Here is a 21,581-nt window from a genome sequence, read left to right as displayed (position 1 = left end):
GGGGGGGGGGGCGCCCCCCGGCGGGGGGGCCCCCCCCCCCCCCCCCCCCGGGGGCGCCCCCCCGGGCCCCCCCCCCCCCCCGGGGGGGGGGGGGCCCCGGGGGGGGGGGGGGCGGCCCCCGCCCGGAGCGACGTCGACGGCGAGGAAAGCGAAGGAACTCGTTTTCGGAAGAGGAAGGAGAAGGAAGCCCCTTCATGGCCTCGCCGCGGGCAACGCTAGCACTCAGGCCGGGATCACGTCGCGCAGGTTTTCGAGGGTGATGATCCGGGAGTCGGGGTGAAGCCCTTCGGGACGTTCGAGGCCGAGGTACATGACGGGCTCGTCGGGGAGCGCCCCGCCGTCCCACACCTCCACGGCCGTGGTGTCGGCGGACATCAGGCCGATCAGGTACCGCACCGTGAGATGCTCGCGCTCCACGAGGGCGCGCACCACCTTGGACACCGACACCTGGTTCTCCTCGACCCGGTTGGCCGATGAGATGCCCTTGAGATACAGATGCAGCCACTTCGCACGCCACCTGCCGTCGTCCTCGCGCCGGAACACCAGCGGCAGCGCCACTCGGCCGGCCCCGCGAAGCTCCGACTTCATCCGCACCGTGCGCGGCTCGAACGGCCGGCCCTTCTGCTCACCGTCGCGCAGCATGAAACCGAAGAACGACTCCTCGACCTCCTCGAAGTTCTCGCCCGCGTAGATGTTGACCTGCGGAACGATGAAGGTGCTGCGCACCCGGCCCAGGGACAGGCTGATGAATTCCGAGGCCCCGTCGGGTGCCTCGGTGACATCGCCCGAGTGGGCGCCCCCGACAGCCTTGAGGGAGGTGTAGGAGAGCCAGGAGTCGGTGCTGTAGTCGGTGTGGAGCAGCAGTGCCGAGAGGTCGTAGTCGGTGCGCTGCTCGGTCTCCTTCCAGTACACGAAGAAGCGCAGCTGGTCGCCGTCGACGGCCGACTCCGACCCGCGCGGCAGTACGCCGAGGCCGGCCGCGGTCGCCCTGCCGCTGAGCGGGAGCGCCACGTCGAGGATGTCCGGGTCGAGCAGCAGGCGGCCCGGCGTCGGGAGCCTGCGGCGCAGCTCGGCGTCGAGGGCGGCGATCAGACGCTCGCGGTCGGCGGCGGGGACGGGCGGGCGGACGTCGGGGGTGACCCAGCCGCGGCCCCGTCGGTTGACGAAGATCCGGGGCTGGTCGCTCTCCCGCTCCCGGTTGTGGAAGTGCTCACGGACCGAGAGCACGACCCGGCCGGAGACGCCGGGAGCCACCCGTACGGCGGCGGCGACCACCTCGTCCCGCTCCGCCTGGTCGGCGGCGATGCGCAGCAGGAGATCAAGGGCGCGCAGCAGCTTGCCGGGAGCGGACTCGAGCAGCCGCACCGCACCGAGGACGTCGTACGCGTCGAGCAGCTTCTCGACGCGGCTGTCGAGGGACCGCGCCTCCTTCTCGCCCCGCGCCACGGCGAACACGTCGGCGGCGTGCGGCCAGCGCGGGTACTCGTGCGGGTGCAGACGCTCACCGAGCCGCTTGAAGGGCTCGCGGTACGTGTGCACATCGGACAGTTTGGCGGGGTTCGCCGCGATCACGGCGTCGAGGCCCGCGAGCAGCGCCCGGCGGGCGGGTCGCGAGAGCGCCCGGAACCGGGTGGGTTCCCGGAGCGTCACGTCGCCGCCCGAGAGCGCGCAGGCAAGCCGCAGCACATCGGTGACGGTGTCCAGCAGGAGGTCCGCCCCGGCGCCGAGACGGGCCTCGTTGACGACCGCCCGGTTCTCCCGGACCGGGATCGCCTCCGGCTGGGGTCCCTGCGCGCACCGCCCGGCGAGGGTCTTGAGGTCACGCAGGTGGTCCTCGCCCAGCGGCGTCGTGCTGCCCGCCAACGCCAGGTACAGCTCCGTGAGTTCCTCGTCCAGGTCCCGCCCGAGGTGGAGGACGGTCACCCTGTCGCCCGCGGCGGCGATCAGCTCGTCCTGCGCGGCGAGCATCTCCTCGTACGTGTGCTGGTAGCGGCCGTACGTGGGCAGGCTGAGCAGGTCGAGCACGCCGTTCGTCAGCTGTGTCAGCGCGGTCTCACGCGACTTGTCGTCGCCGAGCGCCTGCTCCACACACCGCATCCAGAACTCCTCGGTGTCCGGCACGTTCGCCGGAAAGTCGATGAAGTAGGAGTTGTGCCGGACGTGGTCGCCCACCATCTCGCTCACCGTGCGCAGCGTCCGCTCGGCCGTGTGCACGACCGCGGCCGCGGACAGCCCCGACAGCCGTGCCAGCAACTCCGCCGAGAGCTTGAAGCCCACGGATGTCAGCGCCGCGTCGAACTGGCGCGCGGCGGAGGCCCCTTCGCCGGCGGAGCCCTTGGGGGAGGGAATGCGGTGGGTGTGCCGCAGCACGAGCGATTCGAGAGTGTGCGCCATCCGGGGATGATCGCAGAGGTGTGCGAGCCGGCGCACAGGAGTTTTCCCGTCGCCGCGGGGGCGACGGGCGCGGCTCCGAGCCGTGTCAGGCTTCCCCTTGCTGCGCGAACCGGAGCGAGAGGGTGCGCAGCACGTCGGCGGTCGAGGTGTCGGGATGCCCCTCGTCGTGCACCTCACCGAGATGCACGAAGGCGTAGGAGAAGCAGTGCGCCAGCGTGACGATGGCCGGTCCGAGCGCTCCGGTGATGATCTCCAGGACCTCCTGGGGGGTCGCGTCCTCCGGCAGGCTGATCCGCGGCAACGTCTCCGCGAGAAGGGCGGAGACGGCACCCGTGAGGGCGACGTCGGCGTCGGGGTGCTCGCGCACCTGCCGCTTCATCTCGATGGCCTCGGTGAGGATGCCGATGACGCGCTGCATGATCTCGGATTGCCGCATGCAGGGAGCCTACGAGTGACGGACCCGGCGGGTGCGGTGAATGGGGAGGTCCTGCCTTCCGAAGCCTCCGGGCGCCCTCACCGATGCCGTCCGTCGATTCGCCCGGCAGCTGACCGTCCGCGGCTGAGCGCGTGCACCGGTGAGCCCGAGCCGACAGGACGGGGGGGGCTCGTCGTACCACCGGAGCAGCCCTGTGGGACAGGCGTCAGCGGTCCAGCGGGGGCAGGTGGGCGAGGCCGGTGTCGAGCATGATGCGGTCGATGGTCTGGTCCAGCGTGCTGCGGGGGCCGATGACCGTCTCGGTGCCTCCGGGCAGGAGATCGCGCGGCCGGTACCAGGACCGCAGTTGCGCCTCGTCGACATCGTCGGCGATCGGCTTGGTGGCGTGCCGCGCGACGGTTTCGGCGAAGGGAACGTCCAGGTAGTAGCCGTACGCCGGGCCGCGATGGTCGGCGCGCAGTCGGGTGAGCATGTCGCCGTAGTGGTCGGCGTGGAGGATGCCCTCGACGACGACGTGAAAGCCGGCGTCAAGGGCGTACCTGGCCGTCAGGTCGATCAGACCGATGTTCGCCGCTCCCGGCCGGTCGCGCTCGCGGAGCACGACGCGGCGCAGATTGTCCTGGCCGACCAGGGCCAGGCCCCGGCCGAACCTGTCGCGCAGCCCGGCCGCGACCGACGACTTCCCCGACGCGCTGTTGCCCCGCAGCACGATCAGCCGGGTCCCTTCGGTGCCCACCATCATGGCCGTCACGCTACCCGCCGGGATGTGGTGGCGGCCGGGGCGTCGGATCCCGGCCCGCGCCGCGGAGCACCGGGGAACACCAGCCGCCGGTCGACGGCGACTTCCGGTCCGCCTCGCACCAGGCAGTGGTCACCGGCCGCGCCGGACCGCGCCGGAGGTCCCGCGGTGAGACCGCGGGGCGGTGAGCCGAGAGGGGTGGTGAGCCGAGGGACGCAGGCGGCCTGCTCGGCCCTTGATCGAGAAGAAGACCGTGCCCATCGTCCAGCCGTGGCGCAGGGCGGTCTGCCACTCGTCGTGTTCGGTCCGGAGGATTCCGGCGAGCTGCTCGGAGCCGACGCGGTATCCGCACGCTGGGCATCGGGCCCGCCGCGACAATCGTCCTGCCGACCGGCGCGACCATGTGCACGTAGGACGGCAGTACGACCCTCTCGTCAACCCGACATCCTCTTCTTCCGGGAACCGGCCGCCCGCCACCGGGTCACGGTCTTCGCCACCAGTCCCCAACGTCTGCCTCTCACGGCGGAGTTGGGCACCGGCGCCTCGGCTCGGTGACCTGGCGTGCGGGCTGCGAGGGCGCGGTTCGCGCACAGCCAGGTGGAGCCGCACCATCAGGTGGAGCCGCACCATCAGGTGGAGCCGATCCGGCCGAACCGGCCCCGCCGGACCGGTTCCCCTCGCTCACTCCACCACGTCGTCGTCGAGGTCGTCGCCCTGTCGCAGCAACTCCGTGTCGGTACGGGACCGCAGGTACTGGATGCCGTCCGTCCCGCCCGTCCCGGTGGCGTCCCCGATCATCCGCTCGACCAGACGCAGATGCCGCAGCTTCCACCGTTGGGCGCGGACACGCAGTTGAACCAGGAGAGCTGCGACCTCCGCCGTAGCGGCGTGGGCGGGCAGGCCGCAGTCCGGCGCGTCGATCTGGTGCAGGAGATCCGCGAACTGGACGGACTGCCCGCCGCTCGCCTCGCCGAGCAAGGGACGGAAGGCGTGGAACTGTGCGGGCGTCAGACCGTCCAGCAGGCCCAGCAGGTCCACCAGTTGGTCCAGCAGGTCCCGCACGCGCCGGAGTGTGAGGACGACCGTGCTCCGGCCGCTCGTCCGCGCGGTCGCCTCGTGAGCCCGCCGCAGTTCGATCAGCGCATGCGAGACCAGCAGCTCCGCTGCCTGGTGCACCACGATGAACAGGTGCTCGTCCCGCCATTGCGCCTCCCGCTCGGCGGGTGACCGCGGTTCTTGCAGTGCCAGCACCTGCGGAAGGCGCAGGTAGTCGGCGTACGGGTTGCCCGGTGCGCCGTGCTCGGCTGCTTCGAACGGCTGCTGCATCACATGCCCTGGGGATCGGGGTCGGCGCGCCGACGGCGCGAGGGGCATCACCATCCGATCAGCCGCCGTCGGTGGACCGCAGCGTGGGCGGGTCCGATCGGCTGACATCGGGGACGCCTTCCGCGCGGCGGTCGGCGCCGCCGCCGGACGTCACCGACCGGAACGCCGTGCCACGGCGTCGGCTCGCTCTTCTTTCTGAAGCTGGTCCGGCTGGTCCGTTCGGCACCGCCGCCCCGCATGCCCACACCGTCACGGGTGACCCACCGGCCGGGGCCGCGGGTCTGCCGCGGGCGGAGGGCGGACGCGGGCGGAGACCCTAGTCGCCCATGAACCACAGATAGCTGCCCGGCGTCGCGGCACACGCGTCGAGCAGTTGGGCAAGGTCGAGCAGAGCCGCCCTCTGAGACTCGTCGGCGCATCGCTGGGCCAGGACGGCGACTTCCTGACGGGCGGCCTGAGCCTCCTGCTCGTTGAACAGGATGTCGCCGTACGGATCGACCCGGCCGAGCTTGCCCGAGCCCACCGGGTCCAGCGCCCTGGCCAACGCTTCACCGTGTTCGTAGGAACCTCGGAGCAGGGTCTCCCGCGACCACCCCTTGCGCGTGGGCCGTGCCGAGTGCAGTTCCAGCTCGATCCCCACGGCTTCTCCTTCGGCTACGGACACCACAGACTCGGCGTACGGCGCGGGGTGCGCGCCCGTGGCTACGGGGCGAGCGGGTCGAGAAGACCCGGTCCGTTGTTGCGGACGTTGTTGACGGCCGGCGACACGGGCCGGACGTCGAGGCGCCCTTCCGCGGGCCGGCCGAGCAGGGCGCGGAGTTCGTCGGGGTCCTGGTGGGCGGGGTCGAGCCAGGCGTCGTAGTGGTCCTCGGTGAGGGCGAGCGGCATGCGGGGGTGGACGCGGCCCGCGGCGTCCTTGGCGTCGGTGGTGATGATGGTGCAGGTCATCAGCCAGGCGGCAGGGTCGTCGTCCTGCTTCACCTCAGGGTCTCGCCAGTATTCGTACAGGCCGGCGAGGGCCATGACCCGACCGTCCTCGGGGTGGATGAAGTACGGCTGTTTGCGGGTCCTGCCCGTGTCCTCGGCCGTGGTCTGCTGCCACTCGTAGAAGCCGTCCGCGGGGAGCAGGCAGCGGCGCCGGGTGAACGCGCGGCGGAAGGCCGGCTTCTCGTGCAGTGTCTCCACCCTGGCATTGATCATCCGCGCACCGACCTTCACGTCCTTGGCCCATGACGGCACCAGCCCCCAGCGCAGCGGCCGCAGCTCCCGCCTCACCCGCCCGGCGTCGTCCTCGCCGCGCGGGGCGCGTTCCAGGACGGCCCAGACGTCGTCGGTCGGAGCGACGTTCCAGCTCGGCGGGAGCGGTTCCTCGACGCCTAGCTCGTCGACGTGGAACTGCTGGGCGAGGTCCTCGGGACCGCGGGTGGAGGCGTAGCGACCGCACATGGAGACCACTGTCGCACCGGGCCGCCTCCTACGGGCGCCGTAGAGCGGAAAAAGGACCGGCGCCGAGAAGGCGCCGGTCCTCTTTCTGTCGCGTCGGCGACGGCAGGCTCGGCCTGCGTGTGTGCCTACAGGGGGCGGACGCGCGAAGCCTGCGGGCCCTTGGGTCCCTGCACGATGTCGAACTCGACCTGCTGGTTCTCCTCCAGGCTACGGAAGCCGGAGCTGTCGATCTCCGAGTAGTGCACGAAGACGTCCGGGCCGCCGTCGGCCTGGGCGATGAAGCCGAAGCCCTTCTCGGCGTTGAACCACTTGACGGTTCCCTGAGTCATTGCTTCTCCTTACAGGGGCTGGGTTGGGCCACCCGCACCGTGCGGGTACCCGGCCGGTTCACGACGCGGCTGCTCCAGCACAACCTGGAGAACAAGCTTCGCGCCCGCAACATCGTTCTCTGCGAGCATGCGACTGGCACAAACACACAAGTAAAACTGCGACCGGCTTGTACAACCAGGCTACCGCCGGAATCCTTCCCGCTCTCCTGCACCGGTCCACCGGAGTGGTCCACGAGCAGGGCTCGGACGGAACCCCGGCGCACCCCTCAGACGGGGCTCGGTCGGTGAGGCGGGTCGGCCGCGGAGCCGCCCGGCCGCACGGACCGGTCCGCGCCGTCACCGCGGACCCGTCACGGGCACCCGGCGGCAGGACGGTCACCCCGCGGGAGGTGGGTCGCATGCCAGGACGACAGGGGTGCCTCGCCCCTCGAACGCTTCCTCGCAGGACCCGACGCACATGGATCAAGGCTCATGACGGCGCGGCTCATGACGGCGCGGCCGAGCAGTACGGGGAGGGCGAGCGGGCACACCGGGGGGTTGCCTACGGCGCGCTCAAGCACCCGCACGAGAAGGTCGGCGACCACGGGGAGCGCGGGGAGGGCGGCCGCAGGGTCCGTCGGACCGGCGGTCGGCCGGCGTCCTCCGGCAGGGCGGACGCGGCGGCGAGGGAGTCGACGAGCGGGCCACGAAGGAGCATCTCCGCTCCCTCGCGCGGCGACGGGGCATCGCGGGACGGTCACGGAGGTCGAAGCCCGAGCCGCTCGACGCGCTCCGCGAGGCCAATCGGTCCCGCACGCGCGCGTCCGGCGAGAGCTGCCGCGCGTCCCGTGACGGCTGTCACGGGACGCGCGGCTCGACGAAGACGGACGGGGCGCGACGGAGCGGAGCGGACTCCGTCCCCGTCACCCGCCGTCCCTTCACCCCTGCTTTCCTCGTCCGGTGAGCATGTCGCGCAGGCGGTCCACCATGCCGGTGCCGGGCGCGAGGACCTTGTTCGCGGGGGGAGTGTCCGGCGCGGACGGGTGCGGTCGGGTGGGCGCGTGCTCCTTCGCCGACCGGACCTTCTCGCCGAGGTCGTCCAGGGCTGAGGCCGAGCAGACCTCGGCCAGCATCGGGAAGAGGCGGTTCTCCTCCCCGCTGACGTGGGCCGTGACGGAGTTCTTCAGCTCGGTGATCAGCGTGTCGAAGCGTTCGTCGCCGGGCCGGCAGCCTTCGAGTTCCTTGAGCATGCGCTCGACCTCGCCGTGCTCGGCGATCTCCTCGTCGGCGAGGTCGTCCCCGTCGTCGACGTACCGGCGTACCGTCGGGTACAGGTACTCCTCCTCGGCCACCGAGTGACGGACCAGTTCCATGGTGAGCCGGTCCGCCAGTTCGCGTCGCTGCGGGTCGGTCGCCGGCAGCGCCTCGATCTGCTCGAAGAGGGCGTCCACCTCGCGGTGGTCCGCGGTCAGTTCCTGGATGACGTTTCCGCCGTGTGCCATGGGGTCTCCGCTTCCTTGTCGTGCTGAGCCGGGTGCCGGTCGGCCGTCGTCGGCGCGTGCGTGGGTGCCGTCCGCGCCGACGTGCGGTCCAGCGGGAGAGGCCGCTGCCTCCCCGAGCGCCGCGCCGGTCGGCAGCCAGGACCTATGCCTCCCCCGCACACACCGACTACCTCACGATGCTCCGCCCCTTCACTCCGGCGGCCGACAGGATGGTGCGCGGCCGCCGTCGACGGAACTCACCCGGTGTTCCCCGGACCGAGCGCGGCGACGATCTCCGTCACGTCGGCGTAGTGGCCGCCGTCCGGCAGCCGCCGCGCGGCATCCAGCACGGGATCGGGCGCGTGGTGCGCCTCCAGGACGTCCAGCACGGTCCGCCGGTCGGCCGGGAAGGCGCCGCGCTCGAGGTGGCGCGCCAGTTCGCTCCGCAGGGTCTCCGCCTCCGTCTCCGCCCGGGCCCGTTCGCGTTCCTCACCGGGCGGGGGCACCGGGCCGCCCGGGTCGACGCGGATGTCGTCGTCGGCCGGCGGCTCGGGGTCGTAGGCCTCCTCCACGTGAGTGGGCTGGCCGGCGCGCAAGTGGCCTTCCAGTTCGTGCTTCATCTCGTCGTCCTTGCGGGGGCTGACGGGGTTGCTGCCTCGCTCCACCATGTCCGCACTCTCCTTTCTCGGCGGTCGCCGCCCTCAGGCGGGGGCAGGCTCGTAGGTCCAGCGCAGCAGTGCGCCGAGACCGCCTGTCGGAAGATCCGTGCCGTCCCCGTCCCCGTCCTCGTCGGACGGAGGGACCACGAGGACGTCGGCCGCGGTGACGGCCGCCGCCCGCAGCAGCGCGTCGTCGGCGCGTACCGCGATCGGTTCGCTCTCCCCCAGGGTCTGGGCGTCGGTACGGCGTACCGCCACCTGGTCGGGATCGGCGCCGACCCAGGTCTCACGGGCGAGGTCCGCCCCGTCGGGCCGGATGAGCAGCGTTTCGACGCGGTGCTCCCGGACGGCCTCGACCAGGGCGGGGACACCCTCGATCGCGTCCGTCGGCTTGTCGGCGATACCCACCCGTCCGGCGCGGAAGCGGTCGAGGGCCGCATCGATGCGGCGCCGGGCGTGCTGCCGGCTCGCCTGCTCGATGGCCTCCTCGAGTGCGGCGGAGGCGGAACCGGGGGCACGGCCACCGTGCTCCGTCTCCGCCGTGACATGGCGGACGGCCTCGGGCAGCCGTTCCCGTACGGCGGACCGTTCACGGGCGTCCCCGACCAGGACGACCAGGTCGGCGCCGGACTCCTCGTAGGCCGCGCCGAGGGCTTCGGCGATCTCGACGGCGTTGTGCTCCCAGGTGTTCTCCACCTTGAGCTGGAAGTGCCTCTCGGACCAGTCCGCCGAGGCCGTGCGGCGGACGGGGTGCTTGCGCCCTTCGACCTGCCCGGCGTCCTTCGGTCCGGCCGCTCCGCGCAGTTCGAAGTCGGCGCCCGTCCGGTCGATGTAGGCGACCAGGCAGACCGGGTCCTGGCCGGCCAGTTCCAGCAGTGGCGTCAGCCGTGGCAGCGGGGCCCAGCAGGCGATCTGCCGCTGCGGCGGGCGGGAGAGGCGGTGGCTGAGCACGACTTCGCCGTCGGCTGCGAAGACCACCCGGCCCGACGGGTCCTCGGCGGGAGCGATGTCCATGAGGGTGTCGCGCACCGCCTGGACGGTCGCCGAGTCGGCGCCTTCGTCCTCCAGGGTCCGGCAGGCTTCCCGTACCGACAGCTCCCGGCGCTTCGCTCCCGACTCGTCGTTCTGAGCGGGGTCGAAGTACACGGTGGCCCAGGGGCCACTACGGTCGAACAGTGGTGTCAGGAATGACAGCTGCACGCTTCCTCCTTATTCGTCCCTTCGCGAGGCCGAGTGCCCGGAGGACGGCGAGGGACACGCGCCGACTCGGCCGCTTCACCATCCGCGCTTCGCGCGCCGACTCGGCCCCTTCGGTCCGGGCTTCGTGCCCCACTCGGCCGCTTCGGTCCGGGCTTCGTGCACCGACTCGGCCGCTCGCCATCCCGCCCCTGCCGCGGTGGCCGCCATGACGTGGGCGAGCACGCGTTCGACCGCTCGTCGCATCGAGAACGCCGGACGGGGTAGTCCGGATATGAACCGATCCGCCGCGGAAAGGATGGATGGCCGTGATGACGTCCCACACACGCCTACAGGACGTACTCGTCATCACGGTGCACGCCGACCCCGGCATCGGCGGGCGGAGCGCCCTGTTCGCCCAGATCGGCGGGCTCATCGAGGGGCACCTGCCGGGTTCCGTCGTCGTCGTGCTCGACGAGCCCGCGGCGACCGAGGCAGCGGTCGGTGTGCTCCTGCGGGCGCACCGGTTGTGCAGCCGTCTCGGCCTGGTGATGTCCGTGGCCACGCACAGCGCGCCCGCGCGACGCCTGCTCGACGAGGCCAACGCCGACACCGGCGGGATCCGCCTGATCATCCACGCCCGTGCGGACATCGCCATCGCCACGGCCACCGCACTGACCACGGCGGCATAAGGGGTCCCCGACACCCGACATCCGACCATGCGCCAGGTGTCGGATGTCAGGCGCCAGGTGTCGGGGGTCGGATGTCAGGCGCCAGGTGTCAGGGGACGTACCTCGAAACCGCCCCGGCCGTCCAGGCGTACCTCGCGCACCTCGTCGAACCCGTCCGCGGGTGACGGCTTCCGCAAACGCTTCAGGGTGGCCAGGACACCGATGTCCGGGACGCGGTCGCGGCCCTCGCGGGCGGCGTTGCGGCGCAGCGAGCCGGCCACGTCCGGCGGGAACCAGTAGGCCGTCGCCGTCGCCCCACGGGCGTGGGCGAGTTCCACCAGCGGGCTCCACTCCTGCGGCGACGGGTTGGTGTTGTCCACCGCCACCGACCGCCCGGCCGTCAGTTGTTCCGCCACCCAGGTCATCTGCCGCTGCTGCTTGTTCCTGGCGCCGCGCGGGAACAGGTCCTTGCTGACCAGCGCGTACCGGTCGGCGAGACACCGCGCGTAGAAGGTGGACTTCCCGGAGGCCTGGAGTCCGACGAGCACAGCAACATCGATCACACCGACTCCGGTCGCCCTCACAGCCTTCACTTCCCAGCCATCACAGGCATCACAGCCATCACAGCCATGCCGCCACGATGACACGTGACCGGCGGGCGGGCGAAGCCGGTTCCGGCCCGTGGGAATCAGCGCCGGGGAACGGCGGCAGGGTGCGGAGCCGCGACCGCCGGGGGGCCGGGCCGGCTCCCGGGGGCCGGAACGTCAGCGCCGTAACCCTACGAAGCGCTCACGACAGGGCCCGGGACGCCGCCAGAAACGTGGTCACCAGGCCCCGCGCCCAGTCCCCCGAGGCGGGTCGGCGGCTGAAGATGGCGCGGTAGTACAGCGGGCCGAGCAGGAAGTCGATGGCGTTCTCGACGCCGGGCGCGTCACCGCCTCGTGAGGCTTCGCGCTCGATGATGGCGCTCAACTGGGCGTGGCGGTCGGCCGTGCAGGCGGAGCCGCCCTCCGGCCCGGATCCGATGGTGGCCCGCATCAGGGCGAGCGTGTCGGGGTCGGCGAGGTCGATGGCGACGTCCTCCATCCACCGCTCCAGGTCGCCGGCCAGCGAGCCGGTGTCGGGGACGACCACGTCACCGCTGAACCGGCTGGTGGCGACGTCGTTCAGCAGGTGCGCCGGGGATCCCCAGCGCCGGTACACCGTCGTGGGATGCACGCCTGCCCGGGCGGCGACGGCGGGGATCGTCAGAGCCTCCGCGGCCTCCTCGGCGAGGAGTTCCGCAACGGCACGGTGCACCGCCGCGCGGACCTTCGCGGAGCGGCCGCCCGGTCGTACTTGAGCTGAAGCGTCAACCATGGACGAAATTATCGCACTGATCATTGCGTTAGTGGTAGCGTCCTTAACGCATCGATCACTGCGTTTGGAGTTGGCCGTGCCTGGTTCTACCCTGCCCCGAGACCAGATCTCCCCCTCCGCGGCCGCCCCGCCCGGCCGCACCCGACGTGAACTGAGTCGTCCGGCCGCCTTCGCGGCCCTCGCCGTCGTCTTCGTGCTGTTCATGGCCGCGTCCAGCGCGCCCTCCCCGCTCTACGTCGTCTACCAGCAGCGGTGGGGCTTCTCCGCGACCACCCTCACCACGGTGTTCGCCGTCTACGTGCTGGGAATGATCGCGGCCCTTCTCGTGCTGGGCGCCCTCTCGGACCACCTCGGGCGCCGCCCGGTGCTGCTGTCCGCGCTCGTGCTCGAAGCGGTGTCGATGACCCTGTTCCTCACCGCGGACGACATCGCCGTGCTCCTCGCCGCCCGGGTGGTGCAGGGCATCGCCACCGGTGCCGCCATGACCGCCCTCGGCGCCGCCCTCGTCGACCTCAACCCGGCTCACGCCCCCCACCGTGCGGGCGTCGTGACCGGCGCGGCTCCCACGTTCGGCCTGGGACTCGGGGCGCTCGGCTGCGGAATACTCGTCGAGTACGGACCGCACCCCACCCGCCTCGTCTACGCGCTGTTGCTGGCCGGCCTGGCTCTGGCCGCCGTCCTGCTCCTGGCCCTGCCCGAGACCGTGCGGCGCCGGCCCGGCGCGGCGCGCTCGCTCCAGCCCCGGCTCAGGGTCGCACCGCACCTCAGGGCCGACCTGCTCGGGCTGGTCCCGATCCTGGTCGCCAGCTGGGCGCTCGGCGGCCTCTACCTCTCGCTCGGCCCGTCCGTCGCCGTCGGCCTGTTCGGCCTCTCCAGCCACGTCGTCGGCGGGCTGGTGGTCACGCTGCTGACCGTGCCGGCGTCCCTGACGGCGCTCGCCCTGCGCACCTGGCCCACCGCGCGCACGCTCACCCTCGGGGCGAGCCTGCTGCTCGCCGGCACGGTGGTCGCCCTGGCCGGCGTGCTGGAACACTCCCTGATCACCGCGGCCCTCGGCACCCTGGTCGCCGGCATCGGCTTCGGCGGCTCGGCGCTGGCCTCCTTCGGCACCCTGGCCCGGATGGCCGCCCCCTCCGAACGCGGCGAGTTGCTCTCCGTGGCCTTCGTGATCTCCTACCTGTCCTTCAGCGTGCCCGCCGTGATCGCCGGAACCGCGGCCACCCACACCGGGCTGCACGACACCTTCGTCGCCTACGCCGCCACGGTCGCCTTCCTCTCCGCCCTCGCCCTGGTCGCACAAGGGCTCCGCACCCACCGCACCCCGCGCCGGAGGGTCTGCCCACAGGCGTGACCGCCCCGGCCCCCCCTCGGGCACGGCGGCTGCCGAGGAAGGACCGCGACCACGGGCGGCCGGACCGGCGGGCCGCGCACCAGGGTCCGCGCCACGGGGCATGAAGTCGCCCTTCCCGGTCACACGTTGACGGGGCGACAGATCCGCCGCCCACAGCAACCAGGGAGACGCCATGCCGGTCAGGGCCAGCAACGCGCTCACCATCGCCGCGGCGGCACTCGCCGGAAGCGGGGTGGCCGTCACCACCCACATCTGGTGGTCGCACCGGTCCCGGGCCGGCCACGACCGGACCCGCCCCTGGGTTCCGTCACCGGGCGATCCCCGCCCCGAGTCACCCGAGGACCTGCTGCGCCTGCACTGGAGCACGCTGCAATCGCTGGACCTGACTCCCTAGTTCCCCGGACCCGGACGTGGGCGGGGAGTTCCCGGGTATCCGCGTCACGGACGGCCGGACCGGTCAGGTGGTCGGGGCGGTCCACGCGGTCGGAGCGGTTCATCGGTCGGTGGGAGGGACGTGCCGTGAGCATGCGCGCACAGCGGACGGGAGGCGGGCCGGGGCTCCACCGCGCCCCGGCCGGCGTGTCGGCCGAGCGGCGGGCCGTACCCGGACAGGGGTCACCCGGGCAGGCGTCACCCGGCCCGGGTACGGCAGCAGCCCGTCGACGGCGTGTGCCGCCTTCGTGGGGTCCCGCTCTCCGGCGTACACCGGCGTCGATGTGGCATGACGACGTGTCGGACTACGCGGCGGCGCTCACCTACTACTCCATCCTGGCCGTGCTGCCCTCCCTCCTGGTCGCCGTCATCGCCTTCAGCCTGGTCAGCCCCGCCACCGCGGGCGACTTCATCGCGCATGTGACCGCCTATGCCCCGGGGCAGTCCGGTAGCGAACTCGAGGACGTGATGGTCCGGATGGTGCGGCGCAACTCCGCCGCCTGGGTGCTGCTGTGCGCCTGCACGGTGAGCGCCCTGTGGTCCGCCTGCAGCTACCTGGCCGTGTTCCGCCGGGCCCTGCACCGCATGCATCACGTCGCCGACTGTCGCTCCCCCCTGCGCAAGGCGCCCCGCATCGTCCTCACCGCTCTGGCCCTGCTCGGCCTGCTCCTCGTCAGCTCGCTGCTCCTGCTGTTCAGCGGACCGGCCGCCGGGATCGTCGGCGGCCTGCTGGGGTTCGGCGACATGGCCTCCCGGGCCTGGACGCTCCTGCGCTGGCCGCTCCTTCTCGGTCTCGTCGCGCTCCTGGTCGTCATCGTCTTCCACACGGGTCCGGCACCGGCGCGTCTGCGCGGACACGTCCTGCCCGGCGGCGCCCTCGCGGCGGGCCTGTGGCTCACCGTCTCCGCGGGCTTCGCGCTCTACACCTCCGCGCTGAGCACCTACAGCAGGCTGTACGGCTCCCTCGCCGGCATCGTGGTCTTCCTCATCTGGCTCTGGCTGTCGAACCTGGCCCTGCTCGCCGGGGCCCAGTTCGCGGCGGAGTTGAGCAGGGACCCGTCACCTCGCCGGTGACGGGTCGCCACCGACAGGCTCCCGCCCCGTCGAAAGCGCGGACCCCGGCGTCACCGGGGAGGGCATCATGGCCGGCTGAGGTCGACGCGGGTCAGCAAGGGGCGGACGTCCAGGGCCGACGGGGGCTCAGTCGCGGCCGACGGCGAACGCGCCCCGGTGGCTGCGCACCACGTCGGCGTAGACCTTGGCGCTCGGCTTCGGGCGGCGCCGGAACGTCTCGCGGTCGACCTCGTGGAGGCCGAGCTGGGCGCCGTACCCGAAGATCCACTCGAAGTTGTCCATGAGCGTCCAGTGGCAGTAGCCGAGGACGGGTGTGCCCGCGCCGGCCTCGGCCACGAGTCCCTCGATCGCGGCGGGGACGAAGGCCGCGCGCTGGGTGTCGTCCGCGGTCTGGATGCCGTGCTCGGTGACGAGCACCGGAACCCCCGCCACCTCATGGGCGTACCGGACCGCTCCGGCGAGGGAGCCGGGTTCGATCGCGGTGCCCATGCCGTTCAGTTCGCCCTCGACCCGCACTTCGCCGTCGGGGCCGTGCACCACACGTTCGTAGTTCTGCACGCCGATGAAGTCGTCGTCGCGCGCCTCGCGCAGCCAGTGGTCGTACACCGCGGCGCGCTTGGCGTCCCGGCGCTTCTCGCCGCCGGGAGCCGCGACCTCGTCGGCGAGGGCGATGGACACGCCCACCGGCAGGTCGCCCCGGCGCGCCTTGATCGCCTCGCGGGCGGCGCGGTGGGCGCGGGTGAACGCCTCCTGGAACTCGTCCTGCCGGTCGGCGGGGATGACGTTCGCGCTGGCGTAGGTGTCGCTTCCGGCCGCGCGTGCGGCCGCCGCGAGCATGCGAACCTTGAGCGCCTCCGCCTCGGCCGGGAGCTTCGCGCCCGCCTGCAACAGCTGTTCCAGGTTGGGTTCGTTGAGGGTGACGCCGTAGGCGATCCGGTCGCCGAAGCGGGCCATGACCCGGTCGCACTGGTCGGCGAACCGGTCGGCGGCGTCGGCCGCGGTCCATGAACCGGCCGCCGCGAACCAGTGCGGTGCGGTGAAGTGGCTGAACGTCACCAGGGGTGCCAGGCCGCGAGCGAGGCAGCCGTCGACCTTGCGCTCGTAGTGGTCGAGCGCCTCGGCGGAGACGACGCCGCGCTCGGGTTCGACGCGGGCCCATTCGACGGAGAACCGGAAGGCGTTGAGTCCGAGTCCGGCGACGAGGTCGAGGTCCGTCTCCCACTGCTGGTAGCCCCGGCACGCCGGTCCGCTCGGTTCGCGGAACAGTGTGGGTGTGGTGTGTTCGAGGAACCAGGTGTCGCCGGCGCGGTTGTCTCCCTCGTTCTGGTGTCCCGCGGTGGCGACGCCCCACAGGAAGCCGTCGGGCAGGCCGGTGTGGGTCATGGGTGCTCCTTGTGTGATCCGGTGATGCCGGGTGTCGGTGACGCGGTGGGTGCCGCGGTGTGTCGGTGACGCGGTCGCGGTGAACGGCCGGGCTCCGGTCCCGCGGTGAACGGCCGGGCTCGCCGGGCCGTCAGCGCGTCGCCGCGGTGAACGGGGTGTGGAAGGAGTGCCGGCCGGGGCCGATCTCCACGGGCCGGGCGCCCGGCAGGTCGACCAGCGCGGTGGCGCCCGGCGGCACGAGGAGTTCGACGAGCAGCGTGCCGCCCTCGACGCGCCATCCCGTCTCGGCCCGGCCGTACGGCGTCTCGTGCGCGGCCCGTGCCCAGGTGAGGCCGCCGCCGGGGCGGGGCCGGACCAGGAGTCGGCGGTAGCCCGGCTCGGCGGGTGCCAGTCCGGCGACGGTGCGGTGCATCCAGTCGGCGACGGCCCCGAACGCGTAGTGGTTGAAGGAGGTCATCTCGCCGGGGTTGACCCTGCCGTCGGGGAGCATGCTGTCCCAGCGTTCCCAGACGGTGGTGGCGCCCATGTCGACCTGGTACAGCCAGGACGGACGGGAGCGCTGGGTCAGCAGCCGGTAGGCGGTGTCCACGTGTCCGGTGTCGGTCAGCGCGTCGCACACCAGCGGGGTGCCGAGGAACCCGGTGCCGATGCGGTGCCCGCCCTCGGCGACCAGGGCGGCCAGCCGGCGCCCGGCCTCGGCACGTTCGGCGTCGCCCTCGATCAGCCGGAAGGACAGGGCGAGGGCGTACGCCGTCTGGGTGTCCTCCGTCAGCCGTCCGCGCCCACTGTGGAAGCGGCCGAGGAAGGCGTCGCGGACCGAGTCGGCCAGTGCGAGGTAGCGCTCGGCGTCGTCGTTCTCCTCCAGCAGCCGTGCGGTCCGGGCCAGCAGGCGGGCGGAGTGCGCGAAGTACGCCGTGGCGACCAGGGAGGAGGAGGTCATCGCCCGGCCGGGGTCGTCCGCCGGCGCGGCGGGGTCCAGCCAGTCGCCGAACTGGAAACCCTCGCCCCAGATCCGGCCGGGTCCGGCGAGGCGGTCGACGGCGTCCACCCAGTCCCGCATCGAGGCGTACTGGGCGCGGAGCACCTCGACGTCGCCGTAGCGCTCGTACAGCACCCAGGGCACGATGACGGCCGCGTCGCACCAGCCGGCCATCGGCGGATTGCCCGGCGGGATGGGCACCGGAGTGATCACCGGGATGTCGGGGCTGAACACCGGCGGCACGCCGCGCGCGTCGTCGCCCTGGTCGGCCGCCAGGTCGCGCAGCCAGGACCGCAGGAAGTCGCGGACGTCGTGAAGGAAGGCGGCGGTGGGGGCGAAGACCTGCACGTCACCGGTCCAGCCGAGCCGCTCGTCGCGCTGCGGGCAGTCGGTGGGCACGTCGACGAAGTTGCCGCGCATCCCCCACACCACGTTCTCGTGCAGCCGGTTCAGGGAGGCGTCCGAGCAGGAGAACCATCCGGTGCGGCGCAGGTCGCTGTGCAGGACCACGGCGGTGACGTCGGCCGGGCCCGGCTCGCCGGGCCAGCCGTCGATCTCGGCGTAGCGGAAGCCGTGGAAGGTGAAGCGGGGCTCCCACACCTCGCCCCGCGGGTCTCCGCACAGGGTGTAGCGGTCGGTGGCGGTGGCATGCCGCAGGGGGCGGGTGCACAGCTCGCCCTCCTCGAGGACCTCGGCGTGGCGGAGGGTGACCGTGCGGCCGGCCTCGCCGCGGACGCGGATGCGCAGCCGGCCGACGAGGTTCTGGCCGAAGTCGACGATGGTGCGGCCGGTGGGTGAGGTGGTGACGGCGACCGGGGTGAGGGTCTCGGTCCGGCGGACCGGTGGGCTGTCGGCCGGGAAGAGCACGCCGGTGTCGAACTCCAGCAGCCGGACGGGTTCCCACGCGGAGTCGTCGAAGCCGGTTTCGCTGAAGCCGGGCTGTGCGCGGCGGGCGTCGTACTCCTCGCCCTCGTACAGTCCGGCGGCGAGGACGGGTCCGGGGCTCCAGCGCCAGTTCTCGCCGGTGGCGACGGTGTCGGTGGTGCCGTCGGCGTACTCGATGCGCAGCTCGGCGAGCAGGCCGGTGTCGTCGCCGTAGACGGAACGGGTGCCGCCGTTGAAGCCGAGCAGGCCCCGGTACCAGCCGTCGGCCAGGTGGGCGCCCCAGGCGTTGGGGCCCTCGCGGATCAGGTCCGTCACGTCGAAGACCTGGTAGCGGTGGCGGTGACGGTAGCTGGTCCAGCCAGGGGCCAGGACGTGGTCGCCGACCACGCTGCCGTTCAGTTCCAGCTCGTACACGCCGAGCGCGGTGACGGAGAGCCGGGCCGCCACGACCGCTGCCCGCGCGGTGAAGTCGCCGCGCAGCAGGGCGGCTGGTCGGGCCCCGGTCGCGGATGGCTCCGCCTGACGGCGGGGGGCGATGGCGCGGGCGGTCCGGAAGTGGGGCATGTGAGTCCTTGGCGCGGTGGCGCGGGTGGTGCCTGCTGGGAGCGGGGTGGGCGGTGTCGCCCGGGTCGAGCAGCTCGATCATGCGCGCCAAAACCTAGTGAACGCTAGGTCTTGAGTTGCGTGACCTGCATCACGTATACGACCCGGTGACCTTTCGTCGACATGCGACACCGCCGGACCTACGACATGCACATGACACGGCCTGTTCCATGGAGGCGCGGTCGACCCCCCGACACCTGAATGGCCGACCCCCGCAGCCGGGACCTCCTACAGCCCCCGCCCGTCGGCGGAGATGGACCGCATCAGACGGTCGAGATGGGCGCGCATGACCGCGATGAGGTCGAAGGAGCGACCGCCCGCGAGCCACTGCTGGCGCAGGCCGGCGTCGAGGGCGGCGCACTCGCGGGCTATGCCGCCGTGGTCGATGTCCGGCATGAGCTCGCCGCTCTCACTGCCGGCGTACAAGCGCTCGGCAAGCTCCTTCACGCCCTTCTCCTGCCAGCCGGTGAAGAAGTCGTGGGCGGGATGGTCGGGGGCGGTCGCCTCGGCCGCGACCACGACGGCGAGTTCCACCATGCCCGGCATGGTGAGCCGCTGGGCGGTGTCCTCCAGGTGGCAGCGGAAGGCGTCGCGCACCGATCCCGACACCCGCTGCCACTGGGTGTCCATGCGGTCGTGCCAGTACTCGACCACCGCCAGCAGGAGCTGCTGCTTGTCGCGGAAGTGGTGCAACAGGCCGGCGTCGGTGATCTCGGCGTCCCGGGCGATGCGGGCGAGCGAGGTCTTCCGGTAGCCGTCCTGGCCGAAGCGCAGCAGCGCCGCCTCGAGGATCTGGGTACGCCGGGCCCGGCCTGCCGTGTAGCCGCCGCGCGGCCCCCTGGGTGTCGCCATGACAGAACGGTACCGGGGTGGCGTGCGGCGTCGGCGTCGAGCCGGAAGCGGGCGACGTCCTGTGACGTGGGTCACGTCCTGGAAACCTAGCGAGCACTAGGGGTTCGAGCCATCATCGACGTCACGCGACGACGGAGCGCCCCGCTGTCACCTCCCGGTCACCGACGTGTGAACGGCGGGCCCGTTCATCCGCGACCCCGTATCGCCCCCCACATCGCCTCTCACTCCCTTCGGCACCTCCGTGAAAGGAGGGCATGGCGTGACATCGACGTCACCAAGCCCCTCACTCGACAGCGCGCCTCCTGCCGAGACGGGCGGACGATGGACTCTGCGCCTGGTCGCGGTCCTCATCGCCCTCGCCTGGCCCACCCAGCTGCTGGCCGCGGGCGGGATCCTCGGTGCCAACGCCACCGCGAGCGTCGCCCAGAGCTTCCACACCACGCAGGTCGCTTGGTTCGGCCTGACGCTCACCTTGGTGACCACCCTGCTCACACCGTTCGCCATGAAGCTGGGCGACCTGTACGGCAGGCGGCGCGTCATGCTCGCCATGATGGCGCTGGGCGCAGGCGGCGAGGCCCTGGCGGCCCTGGCCGGGGAGTTCTGGCTGGTGCTGGTCGGGCGGGCCGTCGCCGGGTTCTACGGTCCGTTCGGCGCCCTGTCCTTCGCCGCGGTGCGGGACCTCTTCCCGCGCCGGCTGGTCAAGTCGGCCAGCGGCATCATGGGCAGCAGTGTCGGACTGGTGGCCCTCGGCACACCCTTCCTGGCGGGCCGGCTCGTCGACGAGTGGGGCTACCGCGGTGCCCTCTGGTTCCTCGCCGTCGCCACCGCCGTCGCCTTCCTGCTGGTCGCGCTCCTCGTGCCGGAGACCCCGCGGCACGCCTTCGACACGGGCTTCGACTGGCTCGGCGGCCTCGTCCTCGGTGGTGGTCTGACCGCCGTGGTCTATGCCGTCGGCCAGGGTCAGGGCTGGGGCTGGGCGGACGCCAGGACCATCGGCTGGCTCGGGGTCGGCGCCGCCGCGCTGACCGCGTTCCTGTTCGTCGAGCGGGCCAGCGCCCACCCGATCCTGAACCTGGACGTGCTGCGGCGCCGGCCCGTGGCACTCGCCCTGACGGCGGGCGGCCTCGCCCAGACCGTGGCCTTCACGATGCCCGGCCTCGCCATCCTGCTGGCGCTCTTCCCGCACATCCCCGGCGTCTCCGCCGGCCTCGGCTGGACGGCCCAGCACAACGCCGTGGTCAGCGTCAGCTGGAACCTGGTCATGTTCGGCACCGGTCTCTTCGTCAGCCGGTTCCTGCGCCTCCTGGACCCCCGCAGGGTCTGGGCGGCCGGCCTGGTGGTCATGGCGGTGGGCTACACGCTCGTCGGCTTCTTCCACGGCGGCGAGACGGAACTGATCCTGACGTCGTGCGTCGCCAACATCGGTTCGGGCATCGTGGTGGCGACCGGACCGGTACTCGTCGTCGGCGTCGTCTCGCGCGACGAACAGGGCCTGGGCAGCGGCATGCTCAACATGCTCATCAGCCTCTTCGGCGCGATCGTCACCGCCGGCGCGTACGCCCTCCTCAACGCGCACAGCACCGTGGTCGACGGCACCGCCTTCTACCAGGACGCCGGCTACGCCTGGGTCTTCTGGCTCGGCGCCCTCGTCACCCTCCTGGCCCTGGCGCTCTCCCTGTTCATCCCGCGACTGCGGGATCCGGAGACCGACGACGTGACAACGGTCTGAGCGGGGCGGAACGGGCGAGCGGCCCCTGAGGCCGCCCCCGACGTGGGGCCCGCCGAACGGTGGCGGGCCGCCACCGCTCGGCGGGGAACCGGGACGGCGGGGAACCGGGACGGCGGGGAACCGGGACGGCTTGGAACCAGGACGGCTTGGAACCAGGACGGCCGACGAGCGCTCCGACCGGCGGGCGGGGGGGGGCCCCGCCCCCGGGGGCCCCCCCCCCCCCGGGGGGCCGGGCCGGCCCCCGGCGGGGGCCCGGGGCGGCGGCGGCGCCGGCGGCGAGGGCGCCGCCGCGCCCCAG

The 21,581-nt window shown here is 72.6% G+C and carries 20 protein-coding genes and 1 pseudogene; 6 read left to right on the top strand and 15 right to left on the bottom strand.

The window, feature by feature from the left end; genetic code table 11:
* Positions 1–222: 222 nt before the first annotated feature.
* From ACFYO5_RS09520 to ACFYO5_RS09490, 7 genes are all read right to left on the bottom strand, one after another.
* Entirely contained in the window at positions 223–2,394 is a 2,172-nt protein-coding gene (locus tag ACFYO5_RS09520) for a hypothetical protein (protein ID WP_388706168.1), read from the bottom strand.
* A gap of 85 nt (positions 2,395–2,479) precedes the next feature.
* The gene (locus ACFYO5_RS09515; RefSeq protein ID WP_356564885.1) at positions 2,480–2,830 is read right to left on the bottom strand and encodes a hypothetical protein; all 351 of its coding nucleotides are present in this window, start codon (positions 2,828–2,830) and stop codon (positions 2,480–2,482) included.
* A gap of 205 nt (positions 2,831–3,035) precedes the next feature.
* Entirely contained in the window at positions 3,036–3,569 is a 534-nt protein-coding gene (locus ACFYO5_RS09510) for an AAA family ATPase (RefSeq protein ID WP_388707172.1), read from the bottom strand.
* A gap of 681 nt (positions 3,570–4,250) precedes the next feature.
* A complete protein-coding gene (locus ACFYO5_RS09505) occupies positions 4,251–4,895 on the bottom strand; it encodes a tryptophan 2,3-dioxygenase family protein (protein ID WP_388706164.1) in 645 nt (214 codons plus the stop codon).
* 316 nt (positions 4,896–5,211) lie between these two features.
* Positions 5,212–5,535 carry a hypothetical protein gene (locus ACFYO5_RS09500; protein WP_388706162.1) on the bottom strand — a complete coding sequence of 108 codons (324 nt, stop codon included), beginning with the start codon at positions 5,533–5,535 and terminating at the stop codon, positions 5,212–5,214.
* Positions 5,536–5,597: 62 nt separating this feature from the next.
* On the bottom strand, positions 5,598–6,341 hold the full coding sequence (locus ACFYO5_RS09495) for an SOS response-associated peptidase (protein ID WP_388706159.1): 744 nt from the start codon (positions 6,339–6,341) through the stop codon (positions 5,598–5,600).
* A gap of 125 nt (positions 6,342–6,466) precedes the next feature.
* Complete coding sequence (locus tag ACFYO5_RS09490) at positions 6,467–6,670, bottom strand: cold-shock protein (protein ID WP_073491490.1); 204 nt, start codon at positions 6,668–6,670, stop codon at positions 6,467–6,469.
* A gap of 398 nt (positions 6,671–7,068) precedes the next feature.
* Here ACFYO5_RS09490 and ACFYO5_RS09485 point away from each other — a divergent pair.
* Positions 7,069–7,475, top strand: a pseudogene (locus ACFYO5_RS09485) (cation transport regulator ChaB); the annotation flags it as partial.
* A gap of 112 nt (positions 7,476–7,587) precedes the next feature.
* On the opposite strand, the gene ACFYO5_RS09480 reads toward ACFYO5_RS09485, so the two are convergent.
* The 3 genes from ACFYO5_RS09480 to ACFYO5_RS09470 all read right to left on the bottom strand — a co-directional run bounded on the left by ACFYO5_RS09480 (position 7,588) and on the right by ACFYO5_RS09470 (position 9,989).
* Positions 7,588–8,151, bottom strand: coding sequence for a hemerythrin domain-containing protein (locus ACFYO5_RS09480; RefSeq protein WP_388706155.1), 564 nt, complete (start codon positions 8,149–8,151; stop codon positions 7,588–7,590).
* A gap of 236 nt (positions 8,152–8,387) precedes the next feature.
* Entirely contained in the window at positions 8,388–8,798 is a 411-nt protein-coding gene (locus tag ACFYO5_RS09475) for a DUF2795 domain-containing protein (RefSeq protein WP_388706153.1), read from the bottom strand.
* A 33-nt stretch (positions 8,799–8,831) separates the two neighbouring features.
* Positions 8,832–9,989, bottom strand: a complete 1,158-nt coding sequence (locus ACFYO5_RS09470; protein ID WP_388706150.1) for a Vms1/Ankzf1 family peptidyl-tRNA hydrolase — start codon at positions 9,987–9,989, stop codon at positions 8,832–8,834.
* A gap of 308 nt (positions 9,990–10,297) precedes the next feature.
* On the opposite strand from ACFYO5_RS09470, the gene ACFYO5_RS09465 reads away from it, so the two are divergent.
* Positions 10,298–10,657 carry a hypothetical protein gene (locus tag ACFYO5_RS09465; RefSeq protein ID WP_388706148.1) on the top strand — a complete coding sequence of 120 codons (360 nt, stop codon included), beginning with the start codon at positions 10,298–10,300 and terminating at the stop codon, positions 10,655–10,657.
* Between the two features lie 74 nt (positions 10,658–10,731).
* On the opposite strand, the gene ACFYO5_RS09460 is transcribed toward ACFYO5_RS09465, so the two are convergent.
* Together ACFYO5_RS09460 and ACFYO5_RS09455 are read right to left on the bottom strand one after the other, a co-directional pair.
* Positions 10,732–11,199: an AAA family ATPase gene (locus ACFYO5_RS09460; protein WP_388706146.1), complete on the bottom strand. Its 468-nt coding sequence runs from the start codon at positions 11,197–11,199 to the stop codon at positions 10,732–10,734.
* 226 nt (positions 11,200–11,425) lie between these two features.
* Complete coding sequence (locus ACFYO5_RS09455) at positions 11,426–11,995, bottom strand: TetR-like C-terminal domain-containing protein (protein ID WP_356564870.1); 570 nt, start codon at positions 11,993–11,995, stop codon at positions 11,426–11,428.
* Between the two features lie 76 nt (positions 11,996–12,071).
* Between ACFYO5_RS09455 and ACFYO5_RS09450 the strand changes: the two genes are divergently transcribed.
* From ACFYO5_RS09450 to ACFYO5_RS09440, 3 genes are all read left to right on the top strand, one after another.
* Complete coding sequence (locus ACFYO5_RS09450) at positions 12,072–13,346, top strand: MFS transporter (protein WP_388706143.1); 1,275 nt, start codon at positions 12,072–12,074, stop codon at positions 13,344–13,346.
* 172 nt (positions 13,347–13,518) lie between these two features.
* Positions 13,519–13,740, top strand: coding sequence for a hypothetical protein (locus ACFYO5_RS09445; RefSeq protein ID WP_388706140.1), 222 nt, complete (start codon positions 13,519–13,521; stop codon positions 13,738–13,740).
* A gap of 131 nt (positions 13,741–13,871) precedes the next feature.
* The gene (locus ACFYO5_RS09440; protein WP_388707170.1) at positions 13,872–14,852 is read left to right on the top strand and encodes a YhjD/YihY/BrkB family envelope integrity protein; all 981 of its coding nucleotides are present in this window, start codon (positions 13,872–13,874) and stop codon (positions 14,850–14,852) included.
* 126 nt (positions 14,853–14,978) lie between these two features.
* Here the strand turns inward: ACFYO5_RS09440 and ACFYO5_RS09435 are convergent, their stop codons facing one another.
* The 3 genes from ACFYO5_RS09435 to ACFYO5_RS09425 all read right to left on the bottom strand — a co-directional run bounded on the left by ACFYO5_RS09435 (position 14,979) and on the right by ACFYO5_RS09425 (position 19,554).
* On the bottom strand, positions 14,979–16,235 hold the full coding sequence (locus ACFYO5_RS09435) for a family 1 glycosylhydrolase (protein ID WP_388706137.1): 1,257 nt from the start codon (positions 16,233–16,235) through the stop codon (positions 14,979–14,981).
* 130 nt (positions 16,236–16,365) lie between these two features.
* A complete protein-coding gene (locus ACFYO5_RS09430) occupies positions 16,366–18,663 on the bottom strand; it encodes a family 78 glycoside hydrolase catalytic domain (RefSeq protein WP_388706135.1) in 2,298 nt (765 codons plus the stop codon).
* Positions 18,664–18,930: 267 nt separating this feature from the next.
* Positions 18,931–19,554 (bottom strand): TetR/AcrR family transcriptional regulator, encoded by a 624-nt coding sequence (locus ACFYO5_RS09425; protein WP_388706132.1) that lies wholly within the window; start codon positions 19,552–19,554, stop codon positions 18,931–18,933.
* A gap of 259 nt (positions 19,555–19,813) precedes the next feature.
* Between ACFYO5_RS09425 and ACFYO5_RS09420 the strand changes: the two genes are divergently transcribed.
* The gene (locus tag ACFYO5_RS09420) at positions 19,814–21,283 is read left to right on the top strand and encodes an MFS transporter (RefSeq protein WP_388706130.1); all 1,470 of its coding nucleotides are present in this window, start codon (positions 19,814–19,816) and stop codon (positions 21,281–21,283) included.
* Positions 21,284–21,581 lie beyond the last annotated feature (298 nt).

Source organism: Streptomyces sp. NPDC006259, assembly GCF_042870975.1.
Lineage (GTDB): Bacteria > Actinomycetota > Actinomycetes > Streptomycetales > Streptomycetaceae > Streptomyces.
The sequence above is the reverse complement of the archived record's forward strand: the minus strand, read 5'-3'. Positions and strand labels throughout refer to the sequence as shown.

What these genes read in the sequence shown, in the direction of transcription:
- ACFYO5_RS09520 (WP_388706168.1), bottom strand. Translation starts at nt 2,394, where the DNA reads ATGGCGCACACTCTCGAATCGCTCGTGCTGCGGCACACCCACCGCATT.
- ACFYO5_RS09515 (WP_356564885.1), bottom strand. Translation starts at nt 2,830, where the DNA reads ATGCGGCAATCCGAGATCATGCAGCGCGTCATCGGCATCCTCACCGAG.
- ACFYO5_RS09510 (WP_388707172.1), bottom strand. Translation starts at nt 3,569, where the DNA reads ATGGTGGGCACCGAAGGGACCCGGCTGATCGTGCTGCGGGGCAACAGC.
- ACFYO5_RS09505 (WP_388706164.1), bottom strand. Translation starts at nt 4,895, where the DNA reads ATGCAGCAGCCGTTCGAAGCAGCCGAGCACGGCGCACCGGGCAACCCG.
- ACFYO5_RS09495 (WP_388706159.1), bottom strand. Translation starts at nt 6,341, where the DNA reads ATGTGCGGTCGCTACGCCTCCACCCGCGGTCCCGAGGACCTCGCCCAG.
- ACFYO5_RS09490 (WP_073491490.1), bottom strand. Translation starts at nt 6,670, where the DNA reads ATGACTCAGGGAACCGTCAAGTGGTTCAACGCCGAGAAGGGCTTCGGC.
- ACFYO5_RS09480 (WP_388706155.1), bottom strand. Translation starts at nt 8,151, where the DNA reads ATGGCACACGGCGGAAACGTCATCCAGGAACTGACCGCGGACCACCGC.
- ACFYO5_RS09475 (WP_388706153.1), bottom strand. Translation starts at nt 8,798, where the DNA reads ATGGTGGAGCGAGGCAGCAACCCCGTCAGCCCCCGCAAGGACGACGAG.
- ACFYO5_RS09465 (WP_388706148.1), top strand. Translation starts at nt 10,298, where the DNA reads ATGACGTCCCACACACGCCTACAGGACGTACTCGTCATCACGGTGCAC.
- ACFYO5_RS09455 (WP_356564870.1), bottom strand. Translation starts at nt 11,995, where the DNA reads ATGGTTGACGCTTCAGCTCAAGTACGACCGGGCGGCCGCTCCGCGAAG.
- ACFYO5_RS09445 (WP_388706140.1), top strand. Translation starts at nt 13,519, where the DNA reads ATGCCGGTCAGGGCCAGCAACGCGCTCACCATCGCCGCGGCGGCACTC.
- ACFYO5_RS09440 (WP_388707170.1), top strand. Translation starts at nt 13,872, where the DNA reads ATGCGCGCACAGCGGACGGGAGGCGGGCCGGGGCTCCACCGCGCCCCG.
- ACFYO5_RS09435 (WP_388706137.1), bottom strand. Translation starts at nt 16,235, where the DNA reads ATGACCCACACCGGCCTGCCCGACGGCTTCCTGTGGGGCGTCGCCACC.
- ACFYO5_RS09430 (WP_388706135.1), bottom strand. Translation starts at nt 18,663, where the DNA reads ATGCCCCACTTCCGGACCGCCCGCGCCATCGCCCCCCGCCGTCAGGCG.
- ACFYO5_RS09425 (WP_388706132.1), bottom strand. Translation starts at nt 19,554, where the DNA reads ATGGCGACACCCAGGGGGCCGCGCGGCGGCTACACGGCAGGCCGGGCC.